The organism is Achromobacter deleyi, from assembly GCF_013116765.2.
Classification (GTDB): domain Bacteria; phylum Pseudomonadota; class Gammaproteobacteria; order Burkholderiales; family Burkholderiaceae_B; genus Achromobacter; species Achromobacter deleyi_A.
On the sequence record NZ_CP074375.1, the window covers coordinates 6,206,439 to 6,232,120 of the forward strand.

Annotated in this window: 23 protein-coding genes; 12 read left to right on the forward strand and 11 right to left on the reverse strand. The window is 67.6% G+C overall.

What is annotated here, in order from left to right:
* Position 1 precedes the first annotated feature (1 nt).
* Positions 2 to 418 (forward strand): phage holin family protein, encoded by a 417-nt coding sequence (locus HLG70_RS28180; RefSeq protein WP_171667101.1) that lies wholly within the window; start codon positions 2 to 4, stop codon positions 416 to 418.
* Between the two features lie 3 nt (positions 419 to 421).
* On the forward strand, positions 422 to 778 hold the full coding sequence (locus HLG70_RS28185; protein ID WP_171667100.1) for a hypothetical protein: 357 nt from the start codon (positions 422 to 424) through the stop codon (positions 776 to 778).
* 66 nt (positions 779 to 844) lie between these two features.
* Here the strand turns inward: HLG70_RS28185 and HLG70_RS28190 are convergent, their stop codons facing one another.
* Positions 845 to 2,389 (reverse strand): UbiD family decarboxylase, encoded by a 1,545-nt coding sequence (locus HLG70_RS28190; RefSeq protein WP_171667099.1) that lies wholly within the window; start codon positions 2,387 to 2,389, stop codon positions 845 to 847.
* A gap of 81 nt (positions 2,390 to 2,470) precedes the next feature.
* On the opposite strand from HLG70_RS28190, the gene HLG70_RS28195 reads away from it, so the two are divergent.
* Positions 2,471 to 3,289: a lytic transglycosylase domain-containing protein gene (locus HLG70_RS28195; protein WP_171667098.1), complete on the forward strand. Its 819-nt coding sequence runs from the start codon at positions 2,471 to 2,473 to the stop codon at positions 3,287 to 3,289.
* Positions 3,290 to 3,350: 61 nt separating this feature from the next.
* On the opposite strand, the gene HLG70_RS28200 is transcribed toward HLG70_RS28195, so the two are convergent.
* On the reverse strand, positions 3,351 to 4,511 hold the full coding sequence (locus HLG70_RS28200) for a pyridoxal phosphate-dependent aminotransferase (RefSeq protein ID WP_171667097.1): 1,161 nt from the start codon (positions 4,509 to 4,511) through the stop codon (positions 3,351 to 3,353).
* 45 nt (positions 4,512 to 4,556) lie between these two features.
* Here HLG70_RS28200 and HLG70_RS28205 point away from each other — a divergent pair, with 45 nt between their 5' ends.
* The 4 genes from HLG70_RS28205 to HLG70_RS28220 all read left to right on the forward strand — a co-directional run bounded on the left by HLG70_RS28205 (position 4,557) and on the right by HLG70_RS28220 (position 9,545).
* Entirely contained in the window at positions 4,557 to 5,444 is an 888-nt protein-coding gene (locus tag HLG70_RS28205) for an FAD-binding protein (RefSeq protein WP_171667096.1), read from the forward strand.
* A 138-nt stretch (positions 5,445 to 5,582) separates the two neighbouring features.
* Positions 5,583 to 7,871: an NADP-dependent malic enzyme gene (locus HLG70_RS28210; RefSeq protein ID WP_213697146.1), complete on the forward strand. Its 2,289-nt coding sequence runs from the start codon at positions 5,583 to 5,585 to the stop codon at positions 7,869 to 7,871.
* Positions 7,852 to 9,081 carry a patatin-like phospholipase family protein gene (locus HLG70_RS28215; protein WP_234103277.1) on the forward strand — a complete coding sequence of 410 codons (1,230 nt, stop codon included), beginning with the start codon at positions 7,852 to 7,854 and terminating at the stop codon, positions 9,079 to 9,081. The genes HLG70_RS28210 and HLG70_RS28215 overlap by 20 nt, the downstream gene beginning before the upstream one ends.
* A complete protein-coding gene (locus HLG70_RS28220; RefSeq protein ID WP_171666616.1) occupies positions 9,078 to 9,545 on the forward strand; it encodes a barstar family protein in 468 nt (155 codons plus the stop codon). The genes HLG70_RS28215 and HLG70_RS28220 overlap by 4 nt, the downstream gene beginning before the upstream one ends.
* Before the next feature lie 35 nt (positions 9,546 to 9,580).
* On the opposite strand, the gene HLG70_RS28225 is transcribed toward HLG70_RS28220, so the two are convergent.
* Positions 9,581 to 10,312: a 16S rRNA (uracil(1498)-N(3))-methyltransferase gene (locus HLG70_RS28225; protein WP_171666618.1), complete on the reverse strand. Its 732-nt coding sequence runs from the start codon at positions 10,310 to 10,312 to the stop codon at positions 9,581 to 9,583.
* A 221-nt stretch (positions 10,313 to 10,533) separates the two neighbouring features.
* Between HLG70_RS28225 and tkt the strand changes: the two genes are divergently transcribed.
* The 4 genes from tkt to HLG70_RS28245 all read left to right on the forward strand — a co-directional run bounded on the left by tkt (position 10,534) and on the right by HLG70_RS28245 (position 16,767).
* The gene (gene tkt / locus HLG70_RS28230; RefSeq protein WP_171666620.1) at positions 10,534 to 12,570 is read left to right on the forward strand and encodes a transketolase; all 2,037 of its coding nucleotides are present in this window, start codon (positions 10,534 to 10,536) and stop codon (positions 12,568 to 12,570) included.
* Positions 12,571 to 12,585: 15 nt separating this feature from the next.
* Entirely contained in the window at positions 12,586 to 13,596 is a 1,011-nt protein-coding gene (gene gap, locus HLG70_RS28235) for a type I glyceraldehyde-3-phosphate dehydrogenase (RefSeq protein ID WP_171666622.1), read from the forward strand.
* 93 nt (positions 13,597 to 13,689) lie between these two features.
* Positions 13,690 to 14,886: a phosphoglycerate kinase gene (locus HLG70_RS28240; protein ID WP_171666624.1), complete on the forward strand. Its 1,197-nt coding sequence runs from the start codon at positions 13,690 to 13,692 to the stop codon at positions 14,884 to 14,886.
* Positions 14,887 to 15,075: 189 nt separating this feature from the next.
* Positions 15,076 to 16,767: a SulP family inorganic anion transporter gene (locus HLG70_RS28245; protein ID WP_171666626.1), complete on the forward strand. Its 1,692-nt coding sequence runs from the start codon at positions 15,076 to 15,078 to the stop codon at positions 16,765 to 16,767.
* A gap of 37 nt (positions 16,768 to 16,804) precedes the next feature.
* Here the strand turns inward: HLG70_RS28245 and fabI are convergent, their stop codons facing one another.
* The 8 genes from fabI to HLG70_RS28285 form a co-directional block, all read right to left on the reverse strand.
* Positions 16,805 to 17,578, reverse strand: a complete 774-nt coding sequence (fabI, locus tag HLG70_RS28250; protein WP_171666628.1) for an enoyl-ACP reductase FabI — start codon at positions 17,576 to 17,578, stop codon at positions 16,805 to 16,807.
* The gene (locus tag HLG70_RS28255; RefSeq protein WP_171666630.1) at positions 17,575 to 18,759 is read right to left on the reverse strand and encodes an acetate/propionate family kinase; all 1,185 of its coding nucleotides are present in this window, start codon (positions 18,757 to 18,759) and stop codon (positions 17,575 to 17,577) included. The genes fabI and HLG70_RS28255 overlap by 4 nt, the downstream gene beginning before the upstream one ends.
* A gap of 166 nt (positions 18,760 to 18,925) precedes the next feature.
* Positions 18,926 to 19,870 carry a phosphate acetyltransferase gene (locus HLG70_RS28260; RefSeq protein ID WP_171666632.1) on the reverse strand — a complete coding sequence of 315 codons (945 nt, stop codon included), beginning with the start codon at positions 19,868 to 19,870 and terminating at the stop codon, positions 18,926 to 18,928.
* Positions 19,867 to 22,347, reverse strand: a complete 2,481-nt coding sequence (locus HLG70_RS28265; protein WP_171666634.1) for a DUF3141 domain-containing protein — start codon at positions 22,345 to 22,347, stop codon at positions 19,867 to 19,869. Before HLG70_RS28265 ends, HLG70_RS28260 begins: the two co-directional genes overlap by 4 nt.
* Before the next feature lie 127 nt (positions 22,348 to 22,474).
* Complete coding sequence (locus HLG70_RS28270) at positions 22,475 to 22,882, reverse strand: VOC family protein (protein WP_171666636.1); 408 nt, start codon at positions 22,880 to 22,882, stop codon at positions 22,475 to 22,477.
* 18 nt (positions 22,883 to 22,900) lie between these two features.
* A complete protein-coding gene (gene yfcF, locus HLG70_RS28275) occupies positions 22,901 to 23,536 on the reverse strand; it encodes a glutathione transferase (protein WP_171666638.1) in 636 nt (211 codons plus the stop codon).
* A 103-nt stretch (positions 23,537 to 23,639) separates the two neighbouring features.
* Complete coding sequence (locus HLG70_RS28280; RefSeq protein WP_171666640.1) at positions 23,640 to 23,969, reverse strand: DHCW motif cupin fold protein; 330 nt, start codon at positions 23,967 to 23,969, stop codon at positions 23,640 to 23,642.
* A 117-nt stretch (positions 23,970 to 24,086) separates the two neighbouring features.
* The gene (locus HLG70_RS28285) at positions 24,087 to 24,572 is read right to left on the reverse strand and encodes a GNAT family N-acetyltransferase (protein ID WP_171666642.1); all 486 of its coding nucleotides are present in this window, start codon (positions 24,570 to 24,572) and stop codon (positions 24,087 to 24,089) included.
* Between the two features lie 165 nt (positions 24,573 to 24,737).
* On the opposite strand from HLG70_RS28285, the gene HLG70_RS28290 reads away from it, so the two are divergent.
* Positions 24,738 to 25,682: a DnaJ C-terminal domain-containing protein gene (locus HLG70_RS28290; RefSeq protein WP_171666643.1), complete on the forward strand. Its 945-nt coding sequence runs from the start codon at positions 24,738 to 24,740 to the stop codon at positions 25,680 to 25,682.

Below are 25,682 nucleotides of genomic sequence, written 5' to 3' on the forward strand. Positions count from 1 at the left end.
CATGGGTCTAAGAAAATCTGTATTCGGTGTTGCGTCCAGCCTGGTCGGGCTGCTGCGCACGCGTCTGGAGCTGCTGGCTCTGGAGGCGGCGGATGAAAAGGCGCGCCTGCTCAAGCTGCTGGGCATGGCATTTGCGGCTTTGCTTTTCCTGACGCTGGCCGTGCTGGTGGCTACCGTCTGCGTCGCCGTGGCGTTCTGGCCCACTGAAAACCGCTACCTGGCCCTGGGCCTGCTGGCGGCTTTCTACGGTGTTCTGGGCGTGGCGTTGCTGCTGGTGGTGCGGCACGGGCTGGTCTACGGACCGGCGCCGTTTTCGGCCACGCTCGAAGAACTGGGCCGCGATGCGGAACTGCTGGAACGGGTGCGCGATGCGCAAGGCGACGACGAGGTAAAAGCCCCCCGCCGCGAGGAGTTCTGAACCATGCCGAAAAGATCTCCCACCATTGATCGCGCCGTGCGCATCGAACTGCTGCGCGCCCGCGCCGCGATCGAGCGCGAGTCGCTGGCGCAAAGCATCGTGTCCACCGGGCGCAAGCTTGAGCCGGCGGCGCTGATCCGGGGCTTGCTCCCCGGCCTGGCGTCGGGCGGCGCGTCCCGCTGGGCCTTGCAGGCGATCACCCTGGCGCGGCGCTACCCGATAGTCAGCTCGTCCTTGTCCGCCTTGTTCATGCGGGGCGGCAAGCGCTCCAAGCTCTTGAAGGTCGCCGGCGGCGCCTTCGTGGCCTGGCAGCTGTTCAAGACCTGGCAGGGCATGCGCGAGGACCGGGATCCGCGCTAGCGGCGCAACCGGTCCCCCAATGCAAAACCCCGCCTTCGTGGCGGGGTTTTGCATTGGCGCCAGGGCTTACAGACCCAACTGGCCCCACAGATCATCCACGCGCTTCTTGACGTCGGCGTCCATCGAGATGGGGGTGCCCCATTCGCGGTTCGTTTCGCCTGGCCATTTGTTGGTGGCGTCCATGCCCATCTTGCCGCCCAGGCCCGACACCGGCGAGGCGAAGTCCAGGTAGTCGATGGGGGTGTTCTCCACCAGCAGCGTGTCGCGCACGGGGTCCATGCGGGTGGTCATCGCCCACACCACTTCCTTCCAGTCGCGCGGGTTGATGTCTTCGTCCACCACCACGATGAACTTGGTATACATGAACTGGCGCAGGATGCTCCACAGGCCGAACATGACCCGCTTGGCGTGCCCGGCGTACTGCTTGCGGATCGAGACCACGGCCAGGCGGTAGCTGCAACCTTCGGGCGGCAGGTAGAAGTCCACGATTTCCGGGAGCTGGCGGCGCAGCAGGGGCACGAAGACCTCGTTGAGCGCCACGCCCAGCACGGCGGGTTCGTCGGGCGGCTTGCCGGTGTAGGTGGAGTGATAGATGGGATTGCGCCGCATCGTGATCCGCTCGACCGTGAAGACGGGGAACCAGTCCTGCTCGTTGTAGTAGCCGGTGTGGTCGCCGTAGGGGCCTTCCAGCGCCATTTCGTAGTCGGAATTCGGGGGCGGGTTCACGCCTTCGGGCACAACGGGCTTGACGGCGCGCGGGTCGGAGGACGGCAGCAGATGACCTTCCAGCACGATCTCGGCCCAGGCCGGCACGGACAGGTTGCTGCCCAGCGCCTGCGCGACCTCGGTGCGCGATCCGCGCAGCAGGCCGGCGAACTGGTATTCGGACAGGCTGTCGGGCACGGGCGTGACGGCGCCCAGGGTGGTGGCCGGGTCGGCGCCCAGCGCGACCGCGATGGGGAAGGGCGTGCCGGGGTTGGCGATCGCGTGGTCGCGGAAATCCAGCGCGCCGCCGCGGTGCGACAGCCAGCGCATGATCAGCTTGTTGGGGCCCAGCAGCTGCTGGCGGTAAATGCCGAGGTTTTGGCGCTTGGCGTTGGGGCCGCGCGTAATGACCAGGCCCCAGGTCAGGAGCGGGGCCACGTCGCCGGGCCAGCAGGTCTGGATCGGCAGGCGGGTCAGGTCCACGTCCTTGCCCTCCCAGACGATCTCCTGGCAGGCGGGGCCCTTGACGTTCTTGGGGCTCATGTCCCAAAGCGCGGCCTTCAGCATGGACACCTTGGCCAGCGCATCGCGCAGGCCCTTGGGCGCTTCGGGCTCGCGCAGGGAGGCCAGCAGCTCGCCGATGTCGCGCAAGGCGCTGACGTTGTCGGCGCCCATGCCGCGGGCCACGCGGGACGGCGTGCCGAACAGATTGGTCAGCACCGGCATCTGCGCCGGCTTGCCGTCGTGCTGGGCATTTTCAAACAGCAGGGCGGGGCCCTCGGCGCGCAGGACGCGGTCGGAAATTTCAGTCATTTCCAGCCGCGTCGAGACGGGCGCGGCGATGCGTTTGAGGTCGCCCATCCGTTCAAGTTGAGCGAGGAAGTCTCTAAGGTCGCGGTATTTCACTACAGATCCCAGCGATTTGGTTACATTTAAGGTTCAAAGAGAGGTTAACATTGACTCCCTCTTTTTCACGCAGGAGGTTTTATGCCCGATGCGTCAGTGGCCAGCCTGTTCAGGAACATGGCCCAAGGAGTGCACCAATATCTTGCCGAATCCCTGCGCATTTGCTCTGTTTACCTGGGCATTGCAGTCATTGTGACGGTAAGCATGGGATTCGCCCTGCCTGGTTTGCGCGACCAGGCATTGCAAGTGCACAAAGCCTTGTTGACCGCCCTAGCGCCTTCATCCATGCAAGCCAGCATCGAACCCGATGCCGGCTCCGAACCGGGTTCCGACACTGCGTCGGCAATTGCCATGGCCGTTCCCACCGCTCCCGCCAGCAATGCCACAGGCATGCTGGGGCCAGCCCGCATCGCGCCTCCGGCGCCCAAGAAGCCCGCCACGGTGGCGACAGGCCCGCAGGCGGAAGCATTGCGCAACTATATCTCGCGCAAGTACAAGGTCGCCTATGACGCGACCGGCCCGCTCTTGAACACCGTGTACAAGGTGAGCCGCGAAAAGCAGCTGGACCCCTTGCTGGTCCTGGCCGTGATCGCCATCGAGTCGCGCTACAACCCGCTGGCGGAAAGCCATGTGGGCGCGCAGGGCCTGATGCAGGTCATGACCAGCGTGCATCAAGAGAAGTTCGACGCGGTCGGCAAGACCGCCCTGGACCCGTCCGCCAACATCGGCGTCGGCGCCACGATCCTGCGGGATTGCATCAACCGTCGCGGTTCCGTGGATGGCGGCCTGGCCTGCTATGTGGGTTCCACCGGGCCGGACGACAACGGCTACGGCGCGAAGGTGCAGGCGGAACGCCGGCGCCTGGCGCTGGCATCGGGCATCGCCCTGGCCCGCGACTGACATCCGGGACTGGCCCGGCCACAAGGCGCGTCCCGTCGGGGCGCGCCTTGTCGTTTGCGCGTCAGCGCCCCAGCAGCTTGCCGATCCGGGCGACCGCCTCTTCCAGGCGGTCCAGCCCCGTGGCGTAGGAAAAGCGCATGGTGTGCCGGCCATGGGCGGGGCCGAAGTCCAGTCCCGGCACGGCGGCTACGCCGGCCTCCAGCAGCAAGCGCTGCGAGAACGTGGCGCTGTCCATGCCCAGGCTGCTGATGTCGGCATAGATATAGAACGCGCCGTCCGGCTTGACCGGCACCTGGATTCCCAGCCGCTCGAATTCCGGCAGCAGGTAGTCGCGGCGCTGCTTGAAGGCTTCGCGGCGATGTTCGAAGGTCCTCAGCGCGGCGGGCGTGAAGCAGGCCAGCGCGGCGTGCTGGGCCAGCGTGGGCGCGCAGATCGCCAGGCTGGACGCGATTTTTTCCACCGGCGCCACCATGTCCTCGGGCACGATCATCCAGCCCAGGCGCCAGCCCGTCATGTGGAAGTACTTGGAAAAGCTGTTGATGACGATGATGTCGTCATCCAGCGTCAGCGCCGAGCGCGGCTGGCCGTCGTAGGACAGGCCCAGGTAGATCTCGTCGACGATGGCGAAGCCGTCGCGCGCGCGCACTTGCGCCAGCAGCTCGGCCAGTTCGCCGTGGTCGATGGACGTGCCGGTGGGATTGCTGGGCGAGGCCACCAGCACGCCTTGGGTGGCGGGCGTCCAGTGCCGCGCCACGTCCTGGGCGGAAAGCTGGAAGCGCTTTTCGGCCGAGCTCGGGATCAAACGGGGGACGCCGCCCGCGGCCAGCACGAAATTGCTGTTGGCCGGATAGGACGGGTCCGGCATCAGCACCTCGCCGCCGGTGTTCACGAGCGCCGCGCAGGCCAGCGTCAGCGCGCCGGAGGCGCCTGCCGTGACAATGACGCGGGACGGATTGATCGTGGCGCCGAACTGGTCCTGGTAGAACTGGGCAATGGCCTCGCGCAGCGGCATCAGGCCGGCGCCGGGGCTGTAGCCGCTGAGGCCGGCGTGCGCGGCGCGCTCCAGCGCTTCCACGACCTGGGGGGGCGCGGTAAAGTCCGGTTCGCCAATGCCCAGGCTGATAATGTCCTTGCCCGCCGCCTGCAGCGCTTGCGCCTGCTTGAAGAGTTCCATCACCTGGAAAGTCAGAAAATCATGGGTGCGAGCGGCGAGGCGGGGCATTGGTTTCTCGAAAGCGTCTTGTAGCGAATAAAAGGAATTGTAGTCATGCAGCCATCCCGGCGCGCTTTCCTCCTTGGCCGTCGGCCTGCCCAGACGCCCTGGGCGGCCTTTGTGCAACGCCTGACATTGCTGTGCCAGGGCCAGGTCCGCGACCTGGGCGAGGGCGGCGAGGACGGCGCCTGCGCCATCCTCACCCCAACCCGCGACGCGGACGTGGCGCATGCGCGCGCGTTGTGCGCCGAATATCGCGTCGTGCTGGAGCTTGAAGGCGCGGCCGGGCCATTTGCACCGGCCGCCCGGCAGCGCCTGCGGGTCGATCCCGCGCTACTGGCCGGCCTGACCAGGCTGGACGGCGACACGCCCAGGTGGCGCGCCCAGCCCGGCGTGCCCCTGGCGGCGCTGGCCCGGGCCGGGTTGAGGCAATTTGCCGGACTGCCGGGCGCCATGACGCTGGCCGGATGGCTGTCCGCGCCGGCGCCATGGCCCGCCGGCCGGTGCGCGGCATCCGGGGTGCTGGCGGCGGACGTGATCCTGGCCGACGGCATCGAGGAGACGCTGGGCCCGTTCGGCGAGTCCGATGTCCAGCCGCTGCGTTCGGCCACGGTGCAGCGCCTGGTGCCCGCGCTGTTCCAACTGGCCTCGGGCGGCGATGCCTTTGCCACCCGGGACGGTTACCACTGGCTGGGCCGCTATCGCCTGGACGCCTTGAAGCCCGAGGCGCCCGCCACCGTCAACCTGGCGCACCTGCTGCTGGGACACGGCGGCACGCTCGCCTGGGTGCAAAGCGTCATGCTGACGGATGCGCCGGCCTGGCTGGAGGAGGGGCCCGAGCCTGAAACGCCAGGGCTGGCCACATTCCGGTTGGACGCGCGGGTCAAGACGCTGTTTGATCCCGATGGCCGTTTTCCCCTATTTCCGCCCAGGGAAACCTGACTGATTTTCAGCTTGCTGTAAGATTTCGCCGCTCGCCCTCAAGAAGGGGCGAGCGTCGCGGAAGTATCGCGACGCTCGTCATGGGAATAGAATTCCTCCCTCTTTCCGTGTCACACACTCTAGCCAGTAGCCGCCCATATGGATGCCAACCTTCGCAAAGCCGCCCTTGAATATCACGAGCATGGGCGCCCCGGCAAAATCTCGGTCACGCCGACCAAGCAGCTGACGAACCAGCGCGACCTGGCGCTGGCGTACTCGCCCGGCGTGGCGGCGGCCTGTGAGGAAATCGTGGCGGATCCCGCCAACGTGTTCCGCTACACCGCCCGCGGCAACCTGGTGGGCGTGATCACCAACGGCACCGCGGTGCTGGGCCTGGGCAACATCGGCGCGCTGGCCTCCAAGCCGGTCATGGAAGGCAAGGCGGTGCTGTTCAAGAAGTTCGCCGGCCTGGATGTGTTCGACATCGAGATCGACGAGACCGATCCGGACAAGCTGGTCGAGATCATCGCCGGCCTGGAAGCCACCTTCGGCGGCATCAACCTCGAAGACATCAAGGCGCCGGAGTGCTTCACCGTCGAGCGCAAGCTGCGTGAGCGCATGAAGATCCCGGTCTTCCACGACGACCAGCACGGCACGGCCATTACCGTGTCGGCCGCCTTCATCAACGGCCTGAAGGTCGTGGGCAAGGACATCAAGACGGTCAAGGTGGTGACCTCGGGCGCGGGCGCCGCGGCCCTGGCGTGCCTGGACCTGATGGTGGACCTGGGCCTGCCGCTGGAGAACATCTGGGTCACCGACATCGAGGGCGTGGTCTACGAAGGCCGCACCGTGCTGATGGATCCGGACAAGGCGCGTTTCGCGCAAAAGACCGAGGCGCGCAAGCTGGCCGAAGTGATCCAGGGCGCGGACGTGTTCCTGGGCCTGTCGGCGGGCGGCGTGCTCAAGCCCGAGATGGTCGCGGCCATGGGCCCGCGTCCGCTGATCCTGGCGCTGGCCAATCCCACGCCCGAGATCCTGCCGGAAGTGGCGCATGGCGTGCGCGACGACGTGGTGATGGCCACGGGCCGTTCGGACTACCCGAACCAGGTCAACAACGTGCTGTGCTTTCCGTACATCTTCCGCGGCGCGCTGGACGTGGGCGCCACGACCATCACGCGTGAAATGGAAATGGCGGCGGTCCATGCCATCGCCCAGCTCGCGCAGGAAGAGCAGAACGAAGTCGTGGCCGCGGCCTACGGCACGTTCGACATCTCCTTCGGCGCTGAATACCTGATTCCCAAGCCCTTCGACCCGCGCCTGATCGTGCGCATTGCGCCGGCGGTGGCCAAGGCGGCGATGGACGGCGGCGTGGCCACGCGCCCGCTGGCCGACCTGGAAGCCTACGAAGAGCAGCTGCAGCAGTTCGTGTACCACTCGGGCGCGTTCATGAAACCGCTGTTCTCGGCGGCCAAGCGCATCGTGCGAGAAGGCGGCCCCGCCCGCATCGTCTTCGCGGAAGGCGAAGACGAGCGCGTGCTGCGCGCGGTGCAGGTGGTCGTGGACGAAGGCCTGGCCCGTCCCATCCTGGTGGGCCGCCCCTCGGTGCTGCTGACCCGCATCGAGAAGCTGGGCCTGCGCCTGCGTCTGGGCGAGGATGTGGAAGTCACCAACCCGGAATACGACGAACGTTTCCACCAGTACTGGACCACCTACTGGGAACGCATGTGCCGCCGCGGCATCACCAAGGAAATGGCGCGCGTGGAAATGCGCCGCCGCATGACCCTGATCGGCGCGATGATGGTGCACCTGGGCGATGCCGACGGCATGGTCTGCGGTTCGGTGGGCGCCTACCACGACCACCTGCGCTTCGTGGACGAGGTGATCGGCCGCCGTCCGGGGCACAACGTGTACGCCGCCATGAACATCCTGCTGCTCAACGAGCGCACGGTGGTGCTGGTGGACACGCACGTGAACGACGAGCCCACAGCCGAGCAGATCGCGGAATTCACCGTGGCGGCGGCTCGCGAGATGCGCCGGATGTACCTGGCGCCGAAGGCCGCGCTGCTGTCGCGGTCGAACTTCGGTTCGGGCAGCTCGGCGTCGGGCGCCAAGATGCGCCGGGCGCTGGAGCTGGTGCGCCAGATCGATCCGGACCTGGAGATCGACGGCGAGATGCACGGCGACTGCGCGCTGGACGAGGCGCTGCGCATGCGCATCCTGCCGTCGTCCACGCTCAAGGGCGAGGCCAATCTGCTGGTGTGCCCGAACGTGGACTCCGGCAACATCGCCTACAACCTGCTCAAGACGGCGGCGGGCGGCAACGTGGCGGTGGGCCCGTTCCTGCTGGGCTGCAATGCGCCGGTGCATATCCTGACCTCCAGCTCCACCGTGCGCCGCATCGTCAATATGACCGCGATGACGGTGGTCGATGTCAATACACCGCGTTGAAGTGACGCCGGCCGGCCGGGCGTGCCCGCGCACGCCGACCGGCCTGGTCCTGACGGGCGGCGGCGCGCGCGCCGCATACCAGGTGGGGGTGCTCAGCGCCATCATGGAGCTGCTGGACCCCGACTGGCATTCCCGTTTCCGGAACCCTTTCGACATCATCTGCGGCACGTCCGCCGGTGCGATCAACGCCGCCGCGCTGGCCTGCCGCGCGGACCGGCCTCATCTGGGCGTGCGGCGCATCCGCCGCCTGTGGTCGTCGCTGAACACCGACATGATCTACCGGGCCGACGCGCCTGGCCTGATCCGCACCGGGGTCCGGTGGCTGGGCCTGCTCTCCCTGGGCTGGATGTATTCGGGCCTGACGCGCAAGCGGCCCCATTCCCTGCTGGACAACTCCCCCATGCAGGGGCTGCTGGAGCGGGTGCTGGATTTCCATAACCTGCGCGCCAATCTCGAGAGCGGCTCGCTGTCCGCGCTGGCGATCACGGCGTCGGGCTACACCAGCGGCGAGCATCTGACCTTCTATCAGGCGCACACGCCCATCGAGCCCTGGCACCGCTACCTGCGGCTGGCGATTCCCACGCCCATCGGCATCGACCATCTGATGGCGTCGTCCGCCATCCCCTTTGTCTTCCCCGCCCGGCAGGTGCAGGTGCACGGCAAGGGCGAGTGGTGCGGCGACGGGTCGATGCGCCAGCTGGCGCCCATCAGCCCGGCCATCCATCTGGGGGCGCATCGCGTGCTGGTGATCGGCACGGGGTACCGCGACGACACCCACCCCGAGAACCGCGAAGACTCCCCGCCGTATCCGTCGCTGGCCCAGGTGGGCGGGCACGCGCTGTCCAGCATTTTTCTGGACGGACTGTCGGTGGACGTGGAGCGTCTGGAGCGGATCAACTACCTGATGGACCAGGCCGGCCCGGACGGCGCCCGGACCAGCGTGCGCCGCATCGACGTGCTGACGATCACGCCCAGCCAGTCGCTGGATCTGATGGCGCTGGAGCACCTGCAGGACATGCCCGCACAGGCACGTGCCCTTTTTCGCGTACTCGGTGTATCGTCCGATCCAGGCCGTCCGGGGGGAGGGGCGCTGATGTCCTACCTCCTGTTCGAAGCCAGCTACACCAAGCGATTGATTGAACTGGGTTATGCCGATACGATGCAGCGTAACGACGAAGTGATCGCCTTTTTCAAGGAGGCACAGGCATGACGCGCAATGGCCATTCAACTTTGCAGCGGCAGCTGCTGCGCGGCGGAGCACTGGATCATGAGGGGCTGGACAAGAAGGCCGTGGTGGATGCCGCGCATGAACTTGGCCTGTCCTTGTTCGTTGCCAATTGCGACCCGGCCCGCAGCCGCTCGGCGGTCTTGCGAGCCATCGTCAAGGCGGTGGATTTCCCCGAATATTTCGGCGGCAACCTGGACGCCCTGTACGACTGCCTGTGCGACACCGTGCTGGACCACAAGGCCGGCGTCGTGCTCTGGCTGTACAGGCTGCACTCCGGAGACCCGGCGCTGGAAGAAGACGCCGCCCGCATTGAAACCGTCTGCTCGGACGCCGCGGATTTCGCGCACGAGAACGGCCGCGTTTTTGCGTATGTCATCGAGCACGCCGGCAAGCATCCCGATCCCGAACCCGGCGTGGCCGCGGCGCCCTACGGCGAAAGCGATTGATCTGGCGGCCGGGGCCATGCCCCGGCCGGTCCGGCCTACCAGCCCATCAGGGCACTGACGGCCGCCAGCAGCGCCAACCCGGCCGTCTCGGTGCGCAGCACCCGGGGGCCGAAGCGCACAGCCTGCACGCCCGCCTGGCGGGCCTGCTCCAATTCCTTGTCAGACCATCCGCCCTCGGGGCCGACCAGCAGGGTCAGCGCCTGCATGCCGGGGGTGGCCCGGAGCTTGCCGGCCAGGTCTTCCTCCGCCTCGGGGTGGCAGAGCAGGCGCAGGCCGTCCGCGGGCTGGGCCAGCCAGTCGGCCAGCGTCTGCGGGGCATCCACGGCCATGAGGCGGTTGCGTCCGCATTGTTCGCCGGCCGATTGCGCGATGCGCCGCCAGTGCGCCACCCGCTTTTCCAGCCTGGGGCCGGACAGTTGCAGCACGCTGCGTTGCGCCGCGATCGGGCTGACGCGCGCCGCGCCCAGTTCCACCGCCTTTTCCACCACCCAGTCCATCTTGTCTCCGGACGGCAGTCCCTGCGCCAGGGTGATGCGTCCGGCCAGCTCGGCCTCGCGGGGGTTGAAATCGCCCAGCTGGGCAAAGCCTGCCTTGCCGTCGATTTCCAGCACGGCGGGGTATTCGCCGCCCAGGCCATTGAACAGTGCGATGGATTCGCCGGCCCGCAGGCGGAGCACGCGCAAGGCATGATGCGCCAGGGCTTCCGGCAGGGCGATGCGGGCGCCGGCGGTCAGGGGAACGTCACAGTAGAAACGGGGGGCGGACATGGGGGGTGCGGAAGTCGGAAAGAGGGGGCGGCGGCAGGGAGCGCCCGTTCGAACGCGTAGCCTACCACTGCCCGGGTTTTTCACATGGAAACGCACGTTTACATAGGGCATCCGGCCGATGGCCTTGGGGAAATCCCCTGATGCTAAAATCTCCTGCTTCGCAACCCACTCAACTGGCCCTATTTCTTCCGTAGGCGCGCCAGTTTCAAAGAGCCTTCCGAATGAGCAATCCGACCGCCCCTAAACTTGCCTTGGCGGATGCCATCCGCGCCCTCGCGATGGATGCCGTGCAACAAGCGAACTCCGGGCACCCGGGTGCTCCCATGGGCATGGCGGAAATCGCCCAAGCCTTGTGGGCCGGCAACCTGCGCCACAATCCCAAGGATCCCGCCTGGGCCAACCGCGACCGCTTCGTGCTGTCCAACGGCCACGGTTCGATGCTGATCTACGCCTTGCTGCACCTGACGGGCTACGACCTGCCCATCGAAGAACTCAAGAATTTCCGCCAGCTGCATTCCAAGACGCCGGGCCACCCCGAAGTGGGCATCACCCCGGGCGTGGAAACGACCACCGGCCCGCTGGGCCAGGGCCTGGGCAATGCCGTGGGCATGGCGCTGGCCGAAGCGCTGCTGGCCGCCGAATTCAACAAGCCGGGCCACACGCTGGTCGACCACCACACCTATGCCTTCACCGGCGACGGCTGCCTGATGGAAGGCATCTCGCACGAAGTGTGCTCGCTGGCCGGCACGCTGAAGCTGGGCAAGCTGGTCGTGCTGTATGACGACAACGGCATTTCCATCGACGGCCACGTCGAGCACTGGTTCGCCGACGACACCGCCAAGCGCTTCGAAGGCTACGGCTGGAACGTGATCCGTGGCGTCGACGGCCATGACGTCGCCGCCGTGGACGCCGCCATCAAGGCCGCGCGTTCGCAATCGGAAAAGCCCACGCTGGTCATCTGCCGCACCGTGATCGGCAAGGGTTCGCCCAACATGGCCGGCACGCACAACGTGCACGGCGCCCCGCTGGGCAAGGACGAGATCGCCGCCACGCGCGCCGCGCTGGGCTGGTCCTCGGAACCGTTCCAGATCCCGCAAGACATCTACGACGGCTGGGATGGCCGCAAGAAGGGCGCCGCCGCCCAGGCCGAATGGCAGTCCGCGTTCGATGCCTACACCGCCGAATTCCCCGCCGAGGCCGCTGAATTCACGCGCCGCATGAAGGGCGAAATGCCCGCCGGCTATGCCGACCAGTTCAAGGCTTTCCTGGATGCGACGCTGGAAAAGGCCGAAACCGTGGCCTCGCGCAAGGCTTCGCAGTTCGCCATCACCGCGCTGGCTCCCTTGCTGCCGGAAATGCTGGGCGGCTCGGCCGACCTGACCGGCTCCAACTTCACCGACTGGAAGGGCGTCGCCGCCGTCCGCGCCGGCGACAAGGGCATCCAGTTCGGCCGCCACATCAACTACGGCGTGCGTGAATTCGGCATGGCCGCCATCATGAACGGCGTGGCCCTGCATGGCGGCTACCTGCCGTTCGGCGGCACGTTCCTGACGTTCTCCGACTACTCGCGCAACGCCATCCGCATGGCCGCGCTGATGAAGCAGCGCGTCATCCACGTGTTCACCCACGATTCGATCGGCCTGGGCGAAGATGGCCCGACCCACCAGTCCATCGAGCACGCGGCCAGCCTGCGCCTGATTCCCAACCTGTCGCTGTGGCGTCCTTGCGATACGGCCGAAACCGCCGTGGCCTGGAACGCGGCCGTGACGCGCCCGACCAGCATCGGCATGGACGTGCATGACGGCGGCCCGACGGCCCTGTTGCTGTCGCGCCAGAACCTGCCGTTCGTGCAGCGCGACGCGGCCACCGTGGACGCCATCGCCCGCGGCGGCTATGTGCTGCGCGACGCCGAAGGCGCCCGCGCCGTCATCATCGCCACCGGCTCGGAAGTCGCCATCGCGCTGGACGCGCAGGCGCAGCTTGCCAAGGAAGGCGTCGCCGTGCGCGTGGTTTCCATGCCCAGCACCGACGTGTTCGACAAGCAGGATGCGGCCTGGAAGCAATCCGTGCTGCCCAAGGGCCTGCCGCGCGTGGCCGTCGAAGCCGGCGTCACCGCTTTCTGGCACAAGTACGTGGGCCTGGAGGGCGCCGTGGTCGGTATCGACCGCTACGGCGAGTCCGCTCCGGCCGGCGCATTGTTCAAGTTCTTCGGGCTGACCGCCGACAAGGTGGCCGAGACCGTCCGCCAAGTTTTGTAAAAAGGGAGCTTAGTCATGACCATTCGCGTCGCCATCAACGGTTACGGTCGCATCGGCCGCAACATCCTGCGTGCCCACTATGAAGGTGGCAAGAAGCACGACATCGAAATCGTCGCCATCAATGATCTGGGCGACCCCAAGACGAACGCGCACCTGACGCGCTACGACACCGCCCACGGCAAGTTCCCGGGCACCGTCGAAGTCGACGGCGAGTTCATGGTCGTCAACGGCGACAAGATCCGCGTGCTGGCCAACCGCAACCCGGCCGAACTGCCCTGGGGCGAACTGAAGGTCGACGTCGTGCTGGAATGCACGGGCTTCTTCACGACCAAGGAAAAGGCCGGCGCGCACATCAAGGGCGGCGCCAAGAAAGTCATCATCTCGGCCCCGGGCGGCAAGGATGTCGACGCCACCATCGTCTACGGCGTCAACCACGGCGTGCTGAAGTCGACGGACACCGTCATCTCGAACGCTTCGTGCACCACCAACTGCCTGGCCCCGCTGGTCAAGCCGCTGAACGACAAGCTGGGCCTGGAAAACGGCCTGATGACCACCGTTCACGCCTACACCAACGACCAGGTCCTGACCGACGTCTACCACGAAGACCTGCGCCGCGCGCGTTCGGCCACGATGAGCATGATCCCCACCAAGACCGGCGCTGCCGCCGCCGTGGGCCTGGTGCTGCCGGAACTGAACGGCAAGCTGGACGGCTACGCCATCCGCGTCCCGACCATCAACGTGTCGCTGGTTGACCTGTCGTTCGTGGCCAGCCGCGACACGACCGCCGAAGAAGTCAACGCCATCCTGAAGGCCGCCTCCGAAGGCGAGCTCAAGGGCATCCTGGACTACAACACCGAACCCCTCGTCTCGGTGGACTACAACCACAACCCGGCCTCCAGCACCGTTGACGCGTCGCTGACCAAGGTCTCGGGCCGCCTGGTCAAGGTCTCGTCCTGGTACGACAACGAGTGGGGCTTCTCGAACCGCATGCTCGACACCACCGTCGCGCTGATGTCGGCCAAGTAAGCAACATCGTCAGTTCAGAGGGGACGAATTTGTTTTCCGCCATTGCGGAAAATGGGTTCGTCCCCTTTGTTCGCCCATCGTAGGAATTCAAAAATGTCCAAGGTCAATACCCTGTCCGCGCTGGCCAAGTCCGGCGCCCTGTCCGGCAAGCGGGTGTTCATCCGCGCCGACTTGAACGTGCCGTTCGACGACGCCGGCCGCATCACTGAAGACACCCGCATCCGCGCCTCGGTGCCCGGCATCCGCCTGGCGCTGGACGCCGGCGCCGCCGTGATGGTCACCTCCCACCTGGGCCGCCCGAAAGAAGGCGTGCTGACCGACGCCGACTCGCTCGCCAAGGTTGGCCAGCGCCTGTCCGAGCTGCTGGGCATGCCCGTGCAGCTGGTGCGCGACTGGGTCGACGGCGTCCAGGTCGATCACGGCCAGGTCGTGCTGCTGGAAAACTGCCGCGTGAACGTCGGCGAAAAGAAGGACGACGAGGCGCTGGCCAGGAAGATGGCGGCGTTGTGCGACGTCTACGTCAACGACGCCTTCGGCACCGCCCATCGCGCCGAAGCCACCACCCACGGCATCGCGCGCTTTGCGCCCGTGGCCTGCGCCGGCCCCTTGCTGGCAGCCGAACTGGACGCCCTGGGCCGTGCGTTGCACGAGCCCAAGCGCCCGCTGGTCGCCATCGTGGGCGGCTCCAAGGTGTCGACCAAGCTGTCCATCCTGCAATCGCTGGCCGACAAGGTCGACCAGCTGGTCGTGGGCGGCGGCATTGCCAACACCTTCATGCTGGCCGCCGGCCTGTCCATCGGCAAGTCGCTGGCCGAGCCCGACCAGGTCGATCAGGCGCGCGCCGTCATCGACATCATGAAGCAGCGCGGCGCGGCCGTGCCGATCCCGGTGGACGTGGTGTGCGCCAAGTCCTTCGGCGCGAATGCCGAAGCCACCGTCAAGGCGGCCGAGGACGTGGCCGACGACGACATGATCCTGGACATCGGCCCGAAGACCGCGGCGCAGTTGGCCGAGATCCTGAAGAAGGCCGGCACCATCGTCTGGAACGGTCCGGTGGGCGTGTTCGAGTTCGACCAGTTCGCCAACGGCACCGAAGTCGTGGCGCGCGCCATCGCCGAATCGGACGGCTTCTCCATCGCTGGCGGCGGCGACACGCTGGCCGCCATCGCCAAGTACGGCATCGGCGAGCAGGTCGGCTACATCTCGACCGGCGGCGGCGCCTTCCTGGAGTTCCTCGAAGGCAAGACCCTGCCGGCCGTGGCCGTGCTGGAAGCTCGCGCAGCGAAGTAAGAGCCCCCACGCCGCACTCGCTACGCTCGCTTGCTGCCCCCCGAGGGGGCTGCCCCGCCTTGGGGCGGCCCGGCGGCGGGGCGGCTATTTTTGCATGGGTCTCTGCGCTGCGCGCAACGGCCTTGGTGTAGGCTAGGCGGACATCCCGCTGCTTGCGGGAAATTTTCCTTCCGGCCGTTCCGCAGCATCATGAACCTACGTTTTATTCCTGGCCTGGCCAACTTCCGGGGCATCACCCGGGATTCCGCGCGGCGCGACGTCACCGCCGGCCTGAGCGTGGCGGCCGTGGCGCTGCCGGTCGGCCTTGCGTACTCCGCCATGATGGGCGTGCCGCCCGTGGCCGGGCTGTGGGCCGCCATTGCCGGAATGCTGGGCTACGCCCTGTTCGGCTCGTCGCGCACCCTGATCGTGGGGCCCGATACCGCCACCTGCACGCTGATCGCGGCCACCTTGACGGGTATGGCGCTGACGACGCCCGCGGACCGCCTGGTGGGCGCCACCGGCATCGCGCTGACCGTGGGCGTGGGCTGCCTGATCGCGCGCGTGCTGCGCCTGGGCGTGCTGGCCAACCTGCTGTCGCGGCCCGTGCTGATCGGCTATATGGCGGGCGTGGCGATCACGCTGGCGCTCTCGCAGTTGAGCGGCCTGACGGGCGTGGGGCTGCGCAACAGCGGCCTGGTGCATCCGTTCCTGGAACTGTCGCGCCGGCTGCCTGAAATCCAGATTCCGACCCTGTGCCTGGGGCTGGCCTCCTGCGTGCTGCTGGTGGCCATCAAGCGTTGGCGTCCCACCTGGCCAGGCCCCATCCTGCTGGTGGTCGGCGCCTGCCTGCTGTCATGGATATTCAATTTTCCGGCGCTGGGCATCGCAGTCGTGGGCGAGGTGCCTGCCGGCCTGCCCGGGTTTAGTCTTCCGCTGCGCCTGGAAGGCGTGGACGGCATCCTGCTGGGCGCCGCGGGCGTGCTGGTGGTGAGCTTTTCCAGCGGCATCGTGACGGCACGCAGCTTTGCCGCGCGCTCGGGCGAGCATGTGGACCCCAACCGCGAACTGGTGGGTTTCGGCGCGGCCAACGTGGCGGCCGGCCTGTTCCAGGGCTACGTGGTGACGGGCGCGGATTCGCGTACGGCGGTGGGGCTGGTGGCGGGCGGTTCGTCGCCGCTGGTCAGCATCAGCGCGGCCGCCGCGCTGGCCGTCGTGGTGGGCCTGCTGAGCGAGCCGCTGTACTGGCTGCCGCAAGCCGCGCTGTCGGCCATCCTGCTGCTGGCCGCGGTCAGCCTGTTCGACGGCCACGCCTTCTTGCGGCTGGCGCGCATCTCCCGGATCGAACTGGCATTCGGGATACTCGCGGCGGTGGGAGTGGTGGGGTTCGGCGTGCTGCAGGGCGTGGCCGTCTCGGTGGGCGCGACCCTGCTGTACGCCATGTACGTGTCCGGCAACCCGCGCGACGCGCTGCTGGGCCGGGTGCCCGGTGAAACGGTACTGGGTAAGCTGCACCTGAATCCGGAGGCCCAGGCGGTGCCGGGCACCGTGGTGTGGCTGTTCGAGTCGTCGGTATGGTTCTTTAACGCCGACACCTTCCGCCGGCGCGCGCGCGAGGTGATCGCGCAGGCAGCCGAGGATGTCCGCTGGTTCGTGCTGGACGCCGAGGCCATGACCCAGGCCGACGCCGATGCGGTCGAGGCGCTGTACGAACTCAAGCGCGAACTCGACGAGCGCGGCATCATGCTGCTGGTCGCGGGCGGACACGGCAAGTTCCGCATGGCGCTGGAGCGCTCCGGCCTGGTCAAGAAGATCGGCCGCGACAAGATCTTCGGCAGCCCGGAGCAGGCGGTCGACGCCATCGAACGCTGGCGCCTGAGCCCGCCGGACACGCTGGCCTAGGGGCCTGCGCGAGGCATCTTTCCCTGCGTACAGGCCCTTAATCGATGATGTGATAGCCGCCGTCGATGTACAACGTCTGTCCGGTCATCAGGCGCGCGGCGTCGGTGGCCAGCCAGGCGGTGGCTTCGCCCACGTCGTCGATGGACACCAGGCTGCGCGCCGGCGCCTTGGACTGGGCGCGGTCCAGCAGCGCGTCGAACTCCGCGATGCCCGAGGCGGCGCGAGTCTTCAGCGGCCCCGGCGATATCGCATGCACGCGGATGCCCTGCGGGCCCAGTTCCGCCGCCAGATAGCGCGTGGCGGACTCCAGCGCGGCTTTCACCGGCCCCATCATGTTGTAGTTCTCGACCACCATCTGCGAGCCGTAGTAGCTCATGCAGAAGAGGGCGCCGCCGTTTGCCATCAAGGGCTCGGCCAGCTTGGCCATGCGGATGAAGGACCAGCACGACACGTCCATGGCCTGCAGGAAGCCCGCGCGCGAGCAGTCCGTGACGCGGCCGCGCAGGTCGTCGCGCGGCGCGAAGGCGATCGAATGCAGCACGAAGTCCAGCCCGCCCCATTCATTCGCGATGCGGTCGAAGACGGACTCCAGCTCTCCGTCGTTCAGCAGGTTCAGCGGCATCAGGAGCGGCGCGTCCACCTGGCGCGCCAGCGGCTCCACGTGGGGCAGCGCCTTGTCGTTCAGGTAGGTCACGGCCAATTCCGCGCCCATCGCGCGAAACGCCTTGGCGCAGCCCCAGGCGATGGAATCGGCGTTGGCGATGCCGGTGATCAAGCCGCGCTTGCCGGCCAGCGGAGGCAGCGCGCTCATCGCTGGCGCACCAGAGCGAGGGTGTGCTGCGCGATGATCAGCTCTTCATTCGTGCGCACGACGTACACGCCGACGCGGCTGTCGTCGCTGGAGATGCGCGGCCCGTGACGGGCGTTGCGCTCCGGGTCGAGCTTGATGCCCAGCCAGCCCCAGTGCTCGCTGATCGCCTGGCGGATCTCGGCGGAGTTCTCGCCCACGCCCGCGGTGAAGACGATGGCGTCCATGCCGTTCATGGCGCAGCCCAGCCCGATCATGCCTTCGGCCACGCGCCAGGCGAAGTACTTGAGCGCCAGCCTGGCCGAGGGTTCATCGCTGGCCAGCAGTTCACGCATGTCGTTGCTGATGCCGGACAGCCCCTTCATGCCGCAGTCGTGATACAGCATGTGCTCGATCTCGTCGTGGCTCATGCCGCGTTCCATCATCCACAGCACCACGCCGGCGTCCAGGCGGCCGGGGCGCGTGCCCATCGGCAGGCCTTCAAGCGCCGTGAAGCCCATGGTGCTGTCCACGCTCTTGCCCTGATGCATGGCGCAGGCGGAGACGCCCGAGCCCAGGTGCGCGACGATGATCTTGCCCATGGCGATATCCGGCAGGGCCTGGCGCAGGCGCTGTGCGATGTACTCGTACGACAGTCCGTGAAAACCGTAGCGGCGCACGCCTTCGCGGTAGAGGCTCTCGGGCAGCGCATAGCGGTCGGCCACGTCGGAGTGGCTGCGGTGGAAGGCGGTGTCGAAGCACGCCACCTGCGGGATCCAGGGCCGGCGTTCGCGGATGACGCGGATCGGCGCCAGGTTGTTGGGCTGGTGCAGCGGCGCGAGCGGAGTGAAGGTGTCCAGCTTGGCCAGGACGGCGTCGTCGATCAGCACCGGCTCGGACAGGTCCGGGCCGCCGTGCACTACGCGATGCCCCACGGCCAGCGGCGCGCCGCCCAGGTGGCCGCTCAGCCAGGTACCCACCACTTCCTGTCCATTGGGGACGTCGGGGGCATGGCTGGGCGCGATGTCACGTTCCACCAGGGCCTCGCCGGCCGCGTCGCGCACGCGCAGCCTCGGGTGCGTGGTGCCGATGCCTTCAAGCTGGCCGCCCAGGCGCGGGGCGAGCTCGTGCTTGCCGTCGATGTCGTACAGGTAGAACTTGATGCTGGAACTGCCGGCGTTGATGACGAGGATGGTATCGCTCATGGTGTTGTGGTTCCACGTTGAGACATTACGGTTTCCCTTCAAGGGCCTTGTTCCCCGAATGCGCGCCGTATCCAATCCGGGGCACCGCGGATCCGGCTTTGCCGGTCCGCCCGTGCCGCCCCCTTGAGGGGGGGCGCGTCAGCGGGCAGGGGGAGGGTTCCATGCTTCAGGCCAGCGGGCGGGCCTGCTGCTGGCCCAGGTGGTGGGCGTAGATGGCCGCCACCGCGCAGGAGGCCAGGCGCGAGCGCGGGCTGTCGGCGCGGCTGGTCAGGATGATGGGCACGCGCGCGCCCAGCACGATGCCGGCCGCTTCCGCGTTGGCGAGGAAGGTCAGGTTCTTGGCCAGCATGTTGCCGGCTTCCAGGTCGGGCACCACCAGCACCTGGGCTACGCCCGCCACCGGCGAACGGATGCCCTTGATGCGCGCGGCGTCGGGGCTGATGGCGTTGTCCAGCGCCAGCGGGCCGTCCAGCACGCCGCCCGCGATCTGGCCGCGATCGGCCATCTTGCACAGCGCGGCCGCTTCGATGGTGCTGGGGATGCTGGGCGTCACCTGTTCCACGGCGGACAGGATCGCCACGCGCGGCTCGCCCAGGCCCAGTCCGTGATGCAGGTCGATCACGTTGCGGATGATGTCCGCCTTGGTTTCCAGGTCGGGGAAGATGTTGATGGCGGCATCGGTGATGAACAACGGCTCCGCGTAGGTGGGCACTTCCATGATGAACACATGGCTGATGCGCCGGCCGCTGCGCAGTCCGGTGGCGCGCGCCACCACTTCGTGCATCAGTTCGTCCGTGTGCAGGCTGCCCTTCATCAGCAGCGTGGCCTCGCCGCTGCGCACCAGCGCCACGGCGGTTTCGGCGGCCGCGTGGCTGTGCGGCACGTCAACGATGCGGGCGTCGCCCAGGTTCAGCTTGTAGTGGGCCGCGGTGTCCCGGATCTTGCCCTCGGGGCCGACCAGGATAGGTTGCAGCAGGCCCAGGTCGCGGGCCTCCAGTGCGGCGGACAGCGACGGCTCGTCGCAGGGGTGTGCGATGGCGCAGAGCGCGGGTTCGAGCGTCTGCGCGCGGGCGATGAGCTTGTCGTAGTGCGTGGAGGTGGGCAGGCTCATGATGTCTTGACCTTGGCGGGTTGGCGGGAAGCGGGCTTCTTGGCCGTGGCCTTCGTGGCGGACTTGCCTGCCGCGGCCTTCCTGGCAGCGACCTTGGTGGCGGACTCGCCGGCCGCAGCCTTCCTGGCCGCGACGGGATGAGGCTTGGCGGTCTTGGCGGGCACTTCGGCGGCCGCGTCGACCAGGTCCTTCACCTTCCTGGCGGGCGCGGCGGATGTCGCGGGCGTTTCGTGCCTGGCCGCGGCCACGCGCAAGCGCTTCGGCGTCTCGGCGGGCGCATGGGCCTGTTCGCGCTTCTGCGCGCGGCGTTCGGCCGATTCGAAGATGCGCTCCATCTCGGCCAGGCTTTCGCGCGCCGCGTCGCTGAGCGGCTCGGCGGCTTCCAGCACGCCCTTCATCGTGTCCAGGGTGCCGCGGATCTCGGCCGCCGACGACCCTTCCAGCAGGCGCGGCATGGCCTGGATCGCGGCGGCGGAGTCCAGCGTCATCATCAGTGCCTGGTCGCGCGTGAGGTCCTTGAACTCCTGCAGCGTCAGCGCGTTGTCGGCTTCGGCGCGCATCTTGCGGATCAGCGCGAAGCTGCGCTCGTCCAGGCCGCCCTCGGCGCCCGAGACATATAGCAGCATCCGTATCGCGGCCACGCGCAAGCCGCCTTCCTGCAGCAGCGAACGCAGCTCGGCGGCGCGCTCTTCCATGAAGCGGCGGTGTTCCGGCGACACGCCGGGATGCTTGCGGGGCGGGCCGGGCTGCGCGCCCAGGCCGGCCAGGTCCTGCACCAGCGGCGAACCATAAACGCCCATGAAGGTGCGTTCGTCGGCGGAATCGCGCAGGTCCTGCCAGATGTTCAGGCTGGTCTCGATCATGTTCGAGAACATCTCCTGCGCCATCAGGAAGGGATTGGCGGGCGAGGCCTGCTGGCGGCTTTCACGCACTTTTTCCGCCACCTGCGCGATCGGCGCGATCACCGGGTTGCGGTCGGAGATCAGTTCGTAGGGCAGGCGCAGCGGATGCAGGCGCTGCATCCACTCCGCCGATTGCGGCGTCACCAGGGCGCGCACCCAGGGCTGCACGAAGCTGCGGTACATGCCCAGGTTGATGTCGGAGATGCGGGCCACGGCGGCAAAGCGGCGGTCGTCTTCTTCATTGCGATCGACGATGGCGCGCACATCGTCCAGGCTGCGCTGTTCGAAGGACAGCACATAGTTGCCGAAGGCCAGGTCCGCGTTGGGCGTGTCGGGCGTCTTGTCGGCGATTTCCGCCTGGTAGATGCCCGGCGGCAGCACGTCGATCATGTCGATGTTGGACGTGAATTCCTGGTGTTCCTTGCGGGCCACGCTGCCCGACACGAAGATGCCCAGGTGGCCGATGCTCTCGTGCACGGCATACACGATGGTCTGGCCGTGGGCCAGCACTTCGGCTTCGTTCTGGTACAGGTCGGGAATCCAGCCCAGCGCCTGCGGCGGCGGGGTGATGTTGTCGCCCTTGGAGCAGAACACCACGATGGGCGAACGGATGTTGCGCAGGTCGATGCGGATGCCGTCGGAGGTCACCAGGCCGGCGGTGGCCAGGCGATTGCCCACGAACAGGTTGTCGACGATGTACTGGATCTCGGGCCCGTTCAGGAATACGTGGCCGCCCCACCATTTCTCGAAGCTCAGGTAGCGGTCGGCTTCGGTGTCCACCTTGGAGTACAGGTTGTACTGCTTGGACCACAGCGTATTCGCCGGATTCAGGTTCTCGAAGTTCTGGACCAGCCAGGCGCCGTCGAACTTGCCGTTGCCCAGGTCGCTGGTCATTGCGGTGAGCCAGCTTCCGCCCAGCAGGCCGCCGGCATAGCGCATGGGGTTCATGCCGCGCCAGCCTGCCCAGTACGACAGCGGAGCGCCGGCCACGATGATGGGGCCGAACAGTTCAGGACGGACCGCGGCGGTCATCATGATCTGCCAGCCGGCCTGGCAGTTGGCCACGACCACGGGCTTGCCTTCCGCGTCGGGGTGCAGCGCGATGATCTCTTCCAGGAAGCGGGCCTCGGCCATCATCACGTCTTCGACGGTCTGGGTGGGCATGGGCTGGGGCAGGAACGTCGCGAAGTAGCAAGGGTGCCCGGCTCGCAGCGCCACGCCGATCTCGCTTTCCGGCTTGAAGCCGCCGATGCCCGGGCCGTGCCCGGCGCGCGGGTCCACCACCAGGAAGGGGCGCTTGATCGGGTCCGTTTCCACGCCCTCGGGCGGCTTGATGCGCAAGAGGCCGTAATTGACGGGGCGCGGCAGCTCGCGGCCGTCCAGCACCAGTTCCGACTCCATGCTGAGCACATTGGGCGCGCGCTTGGCCATGTGGGCGTGGTATTGGTTGCCGCGCTGACGCATCACATCCGCATAGAGCACGCCGCGCTGCCAGGCATCCACGGCGTATTCGTAGGCGGCCGTCCAGGGGTTGAAGGACGGGGCGGTTGCGTGATCGGTGCCGGATCCGGCCATGGCGATCTCCTGTAAGTAGCTGCTGGCGGCGGAAGGCCGCCGGGCCGACCCCGAGTGGAACCGGCTGAGTTGACCACTCCATTACACCGCAACGGATGCTGCGGTGCAACATGGGACACCAAATGCTTCAGTTCGGGTCGTGGCAGACGGCTTCGAGGCGATTGCCGTCCGGGTCCAGCAGAAATGCGGCGTAGTACTGGGGGTGATAGTGCGGGCGCAGGCCTGGCGCGCCTTCGTCGCGTCCGCCGTGGGCCAGGCCTGCGGCATGGAACGCGTCGACGGCGGCCCGGCTGGGCGCCTTGAAGCACCAGTGGCGCCGGGCGCCGGAGGCGGCATCCGGCGGCGCGCCCACGGTGGCGAAAACGGACAGATAGGTATGCTGGCCGCTGCCCGGGCGGCAGCGCTCGCCGTATCCCAGGGCGTCCGGGTGGTCATAAACCTTGGCCGCGCCCAGCGCCTGCATGACGGCGTCGTAGAACGGCCGCGCGGCATCCAGCCCGGAGACGGTGATGGAGACGTGATCAAGCAACTGCATCGCGGCTCCGGCAGGCGCCTAGGGGCGGGCGGCCGCGTTGTGCGCCAGCCATTTCTGGACGGAGGGCCGCTGCCATTGCGTGTCGGCATAGGCGCGCAGGGGATCGGGCAGGTCGTCGAGGGACAGGCGCTTGAGCATGACCGCCAGGTCCGTGTCGGCGATGCACCACTCGTCGAACAGGGTGGCCTGGCCCACGCCGACCAGGTAGCTGGCCACCTGGATCAGCTTGGCCGCGGCGGCATGGGCCGCGTCGGACAGCGGCTGGCCGGCATCGCCGTAGAACACGGTTTCCGTGGGACGCTCCTGGCGCAGCGCGCCGAGGTCGCTGCGCAGCCAGGCCTGCAACTGGCGGGCGCGGGCGCGTTCGCGGGTATTCGACGGATACAGGGCGGCATGTGCGGGCGCGGGGAATACTTCGTCCAGGTATTCGGTGATGACGCTGGATTCGGTCAGGTTGAAGTCCGCATGCGTCAGGGCCGGCACCCGCCCCGTGAGGGCTCGGCACTGGAACGGCTGCATGCGTTGTTCACCCGCCCCGAGGTCGATGGGGCGCACTTCGAACGGCAGCTGCTTTTCGGTCAGCGCCACATACACCGACATGGCGTACGGACTGAGGAACAGGGAATCGACGTATAGCGTAATCGGGGCGCCCAAAGCTTGTCTCCGGTCAGGCGGGGTAAGGAATGCGCGGGCCGTGCGCGGCCGCTGTAATTGCAAAGCGTAACGCAACTGCAATCAAGCGTGTCGCGCCGGCGCGTCAGTCCACGATGAAGAGCTTGGCGCCGGTGGCGGTGGACGAGCGATGCGGCTCGGCCTGGTCGGCCACCTGGTAGCTCATGCCGGGGGTCAGGACGAACTGCCGGCCGTCTTCCAGCTCGGTGTGCAGCTCGCCTTCCAGACAGAACAGGATGTGGCCCTTGCTGCACCAATGATCGGCCAGGTAGCCGGCCGTGTATTCCACCATGCGTACCCGCAGGTCGCCGAACTGCCGGGTGCGCCAGTAAGCCATGCCGGTGTCGCCGGCGTGTTCAGTGCGTTCCACATCGGACCAGTCCGTGGTGCCGAAGGGGATGTTGCTCATCTTCATCGTGAATCCTGCGTCGTGGGCCGGACGGATGCCGTCCGGCGGGGAATGCCCGCGCCGCGCACGCCAGGGCGTGCTTGCCCCCGAGGGGGCGGCGGCCAAAAACACATACTACGCCACTCAGGCGGCCAGCTTCTTCTGCCAGAACATGGCGCGGCCCGTGGCCTCGTCCAGCGCATAGCCTTCGAAGCCCAGCTTGCGGTACAGGCCCTGGGCGACCGCGTTGCCCTCCAGCACCTCCAGCGTGATCTTGCAGCAGCCCAGCCGGCGCGCCCGTTCCTCCAGCGCGGACAGCAGGTGCTTGCCAACGCCCTGGCCCTGGAATTTCGCGGCCACGCCCAGGTCGTGCAGATTGATCAGGGGGCGGCAGGCAAAGGTGGAGAAGCCTTCCAGGTAGATCGCCACGCCTGCGGGCTCGCCGTCGATGCGCGCCAGCAGGGCGTGCGCGGTGGGGCGGCGGGCCAGTTCGGCGATCAGGTTCGCCTGCGCGAAGGCGGGCAGGGGGGAATTGCCGCCCATGGGGCCGCTGGCGTATTCGTTCAGCATGGCCAGCACCTGGCGGCCGTGTTCGGGGTTGGTGAAGTCGACGTCAATGATTTCCAGCACGATCGGTTCCTGAGGGTTGAATCTGGGGCAACCGCACATTATGCGCGCCGCGGATGACATGACAAAGCGCATTGAAAAATCGTTCCATAACCCCTATCTTCTTGATATTCAAGGCCGAATCCGGCTCTGCCGGGCGCGGCCTCAACCCTTAAGGTGAGCTGGAACATGGAGTTCAAGGACTACTACAGCATTCTCGGGGTGGAGCAGGGCGCATCCGACGACGATATCCGGCGCGCCTACCGCAAACTTGCCCGGAAGTATCACCCCGACGTCAGCAAGGAAAGCGACGCCGAGGTCCGCATGCGCGACGTCAACGAAGCCTATGACGTGCTGCGCGACGCGGAAAAGCGCCAGGCCTACGACAATCTCGCTGCGGGCGTATCGCCCGACGGCGGTTTTCGGCCGCCGCCCGGCTGGGACGAAGGCTTCGAGTTCCACCGGGGCGCGGCGCCCGGCGACGAGGCGCAGTTCAGCGAGTTCTTCTCGTCGCTGTTCGGCGGCCGCGGCGAGCAGCGGCGCGGAGCGCGGCAACAGGAGTTCCGCGCGCGCGGCGAAGACCACCACGCCGCGATCGAGGTGGACCTGGAGGACGCGCTCAAGGGCGCCACGCGCGATATCAGCCTGCGGTCCATGGAGATGGACGGCCAGGGCCATCCCCACATGCAGACCCGCACGCTCAGCGTCAAGATTCCGGCCGGGGTGCGGGAGGGCCAGTACATCCGGCTGGCCGGGCAGGGCATGCCCGGCTATGGCGGCGCCGAAAACGGCGACCTGTATCTGGAAGTGCGCTTCAAGCCGCATCCGCGGTACCGCGCCGAAGGCCGCGACCTTTACATGACGCTGCCGGTGGCTCCTTGGGAAGCCGCCCTGGGCGCCAGCGTCAAGGCGCCCACGCCGGGCGGAACGGTGGAGGTTTCCGTCCCGCCCGGGTCCGGCAACGGCCGCAAGCTGCGGCTGCGCGGCCGGGGCATACCGGGGGATCCGCCGGGCGACCTGTATCTGGTGCTGGACCTGGTGCTGCCGCCGGCCGATAGCGAAGCCGCCAAGGCGGCCTACCGGAAGCTGCAGCAGGACCTGCCCTTCAATCCGCGGCGCCACCTGGGGGTCTGA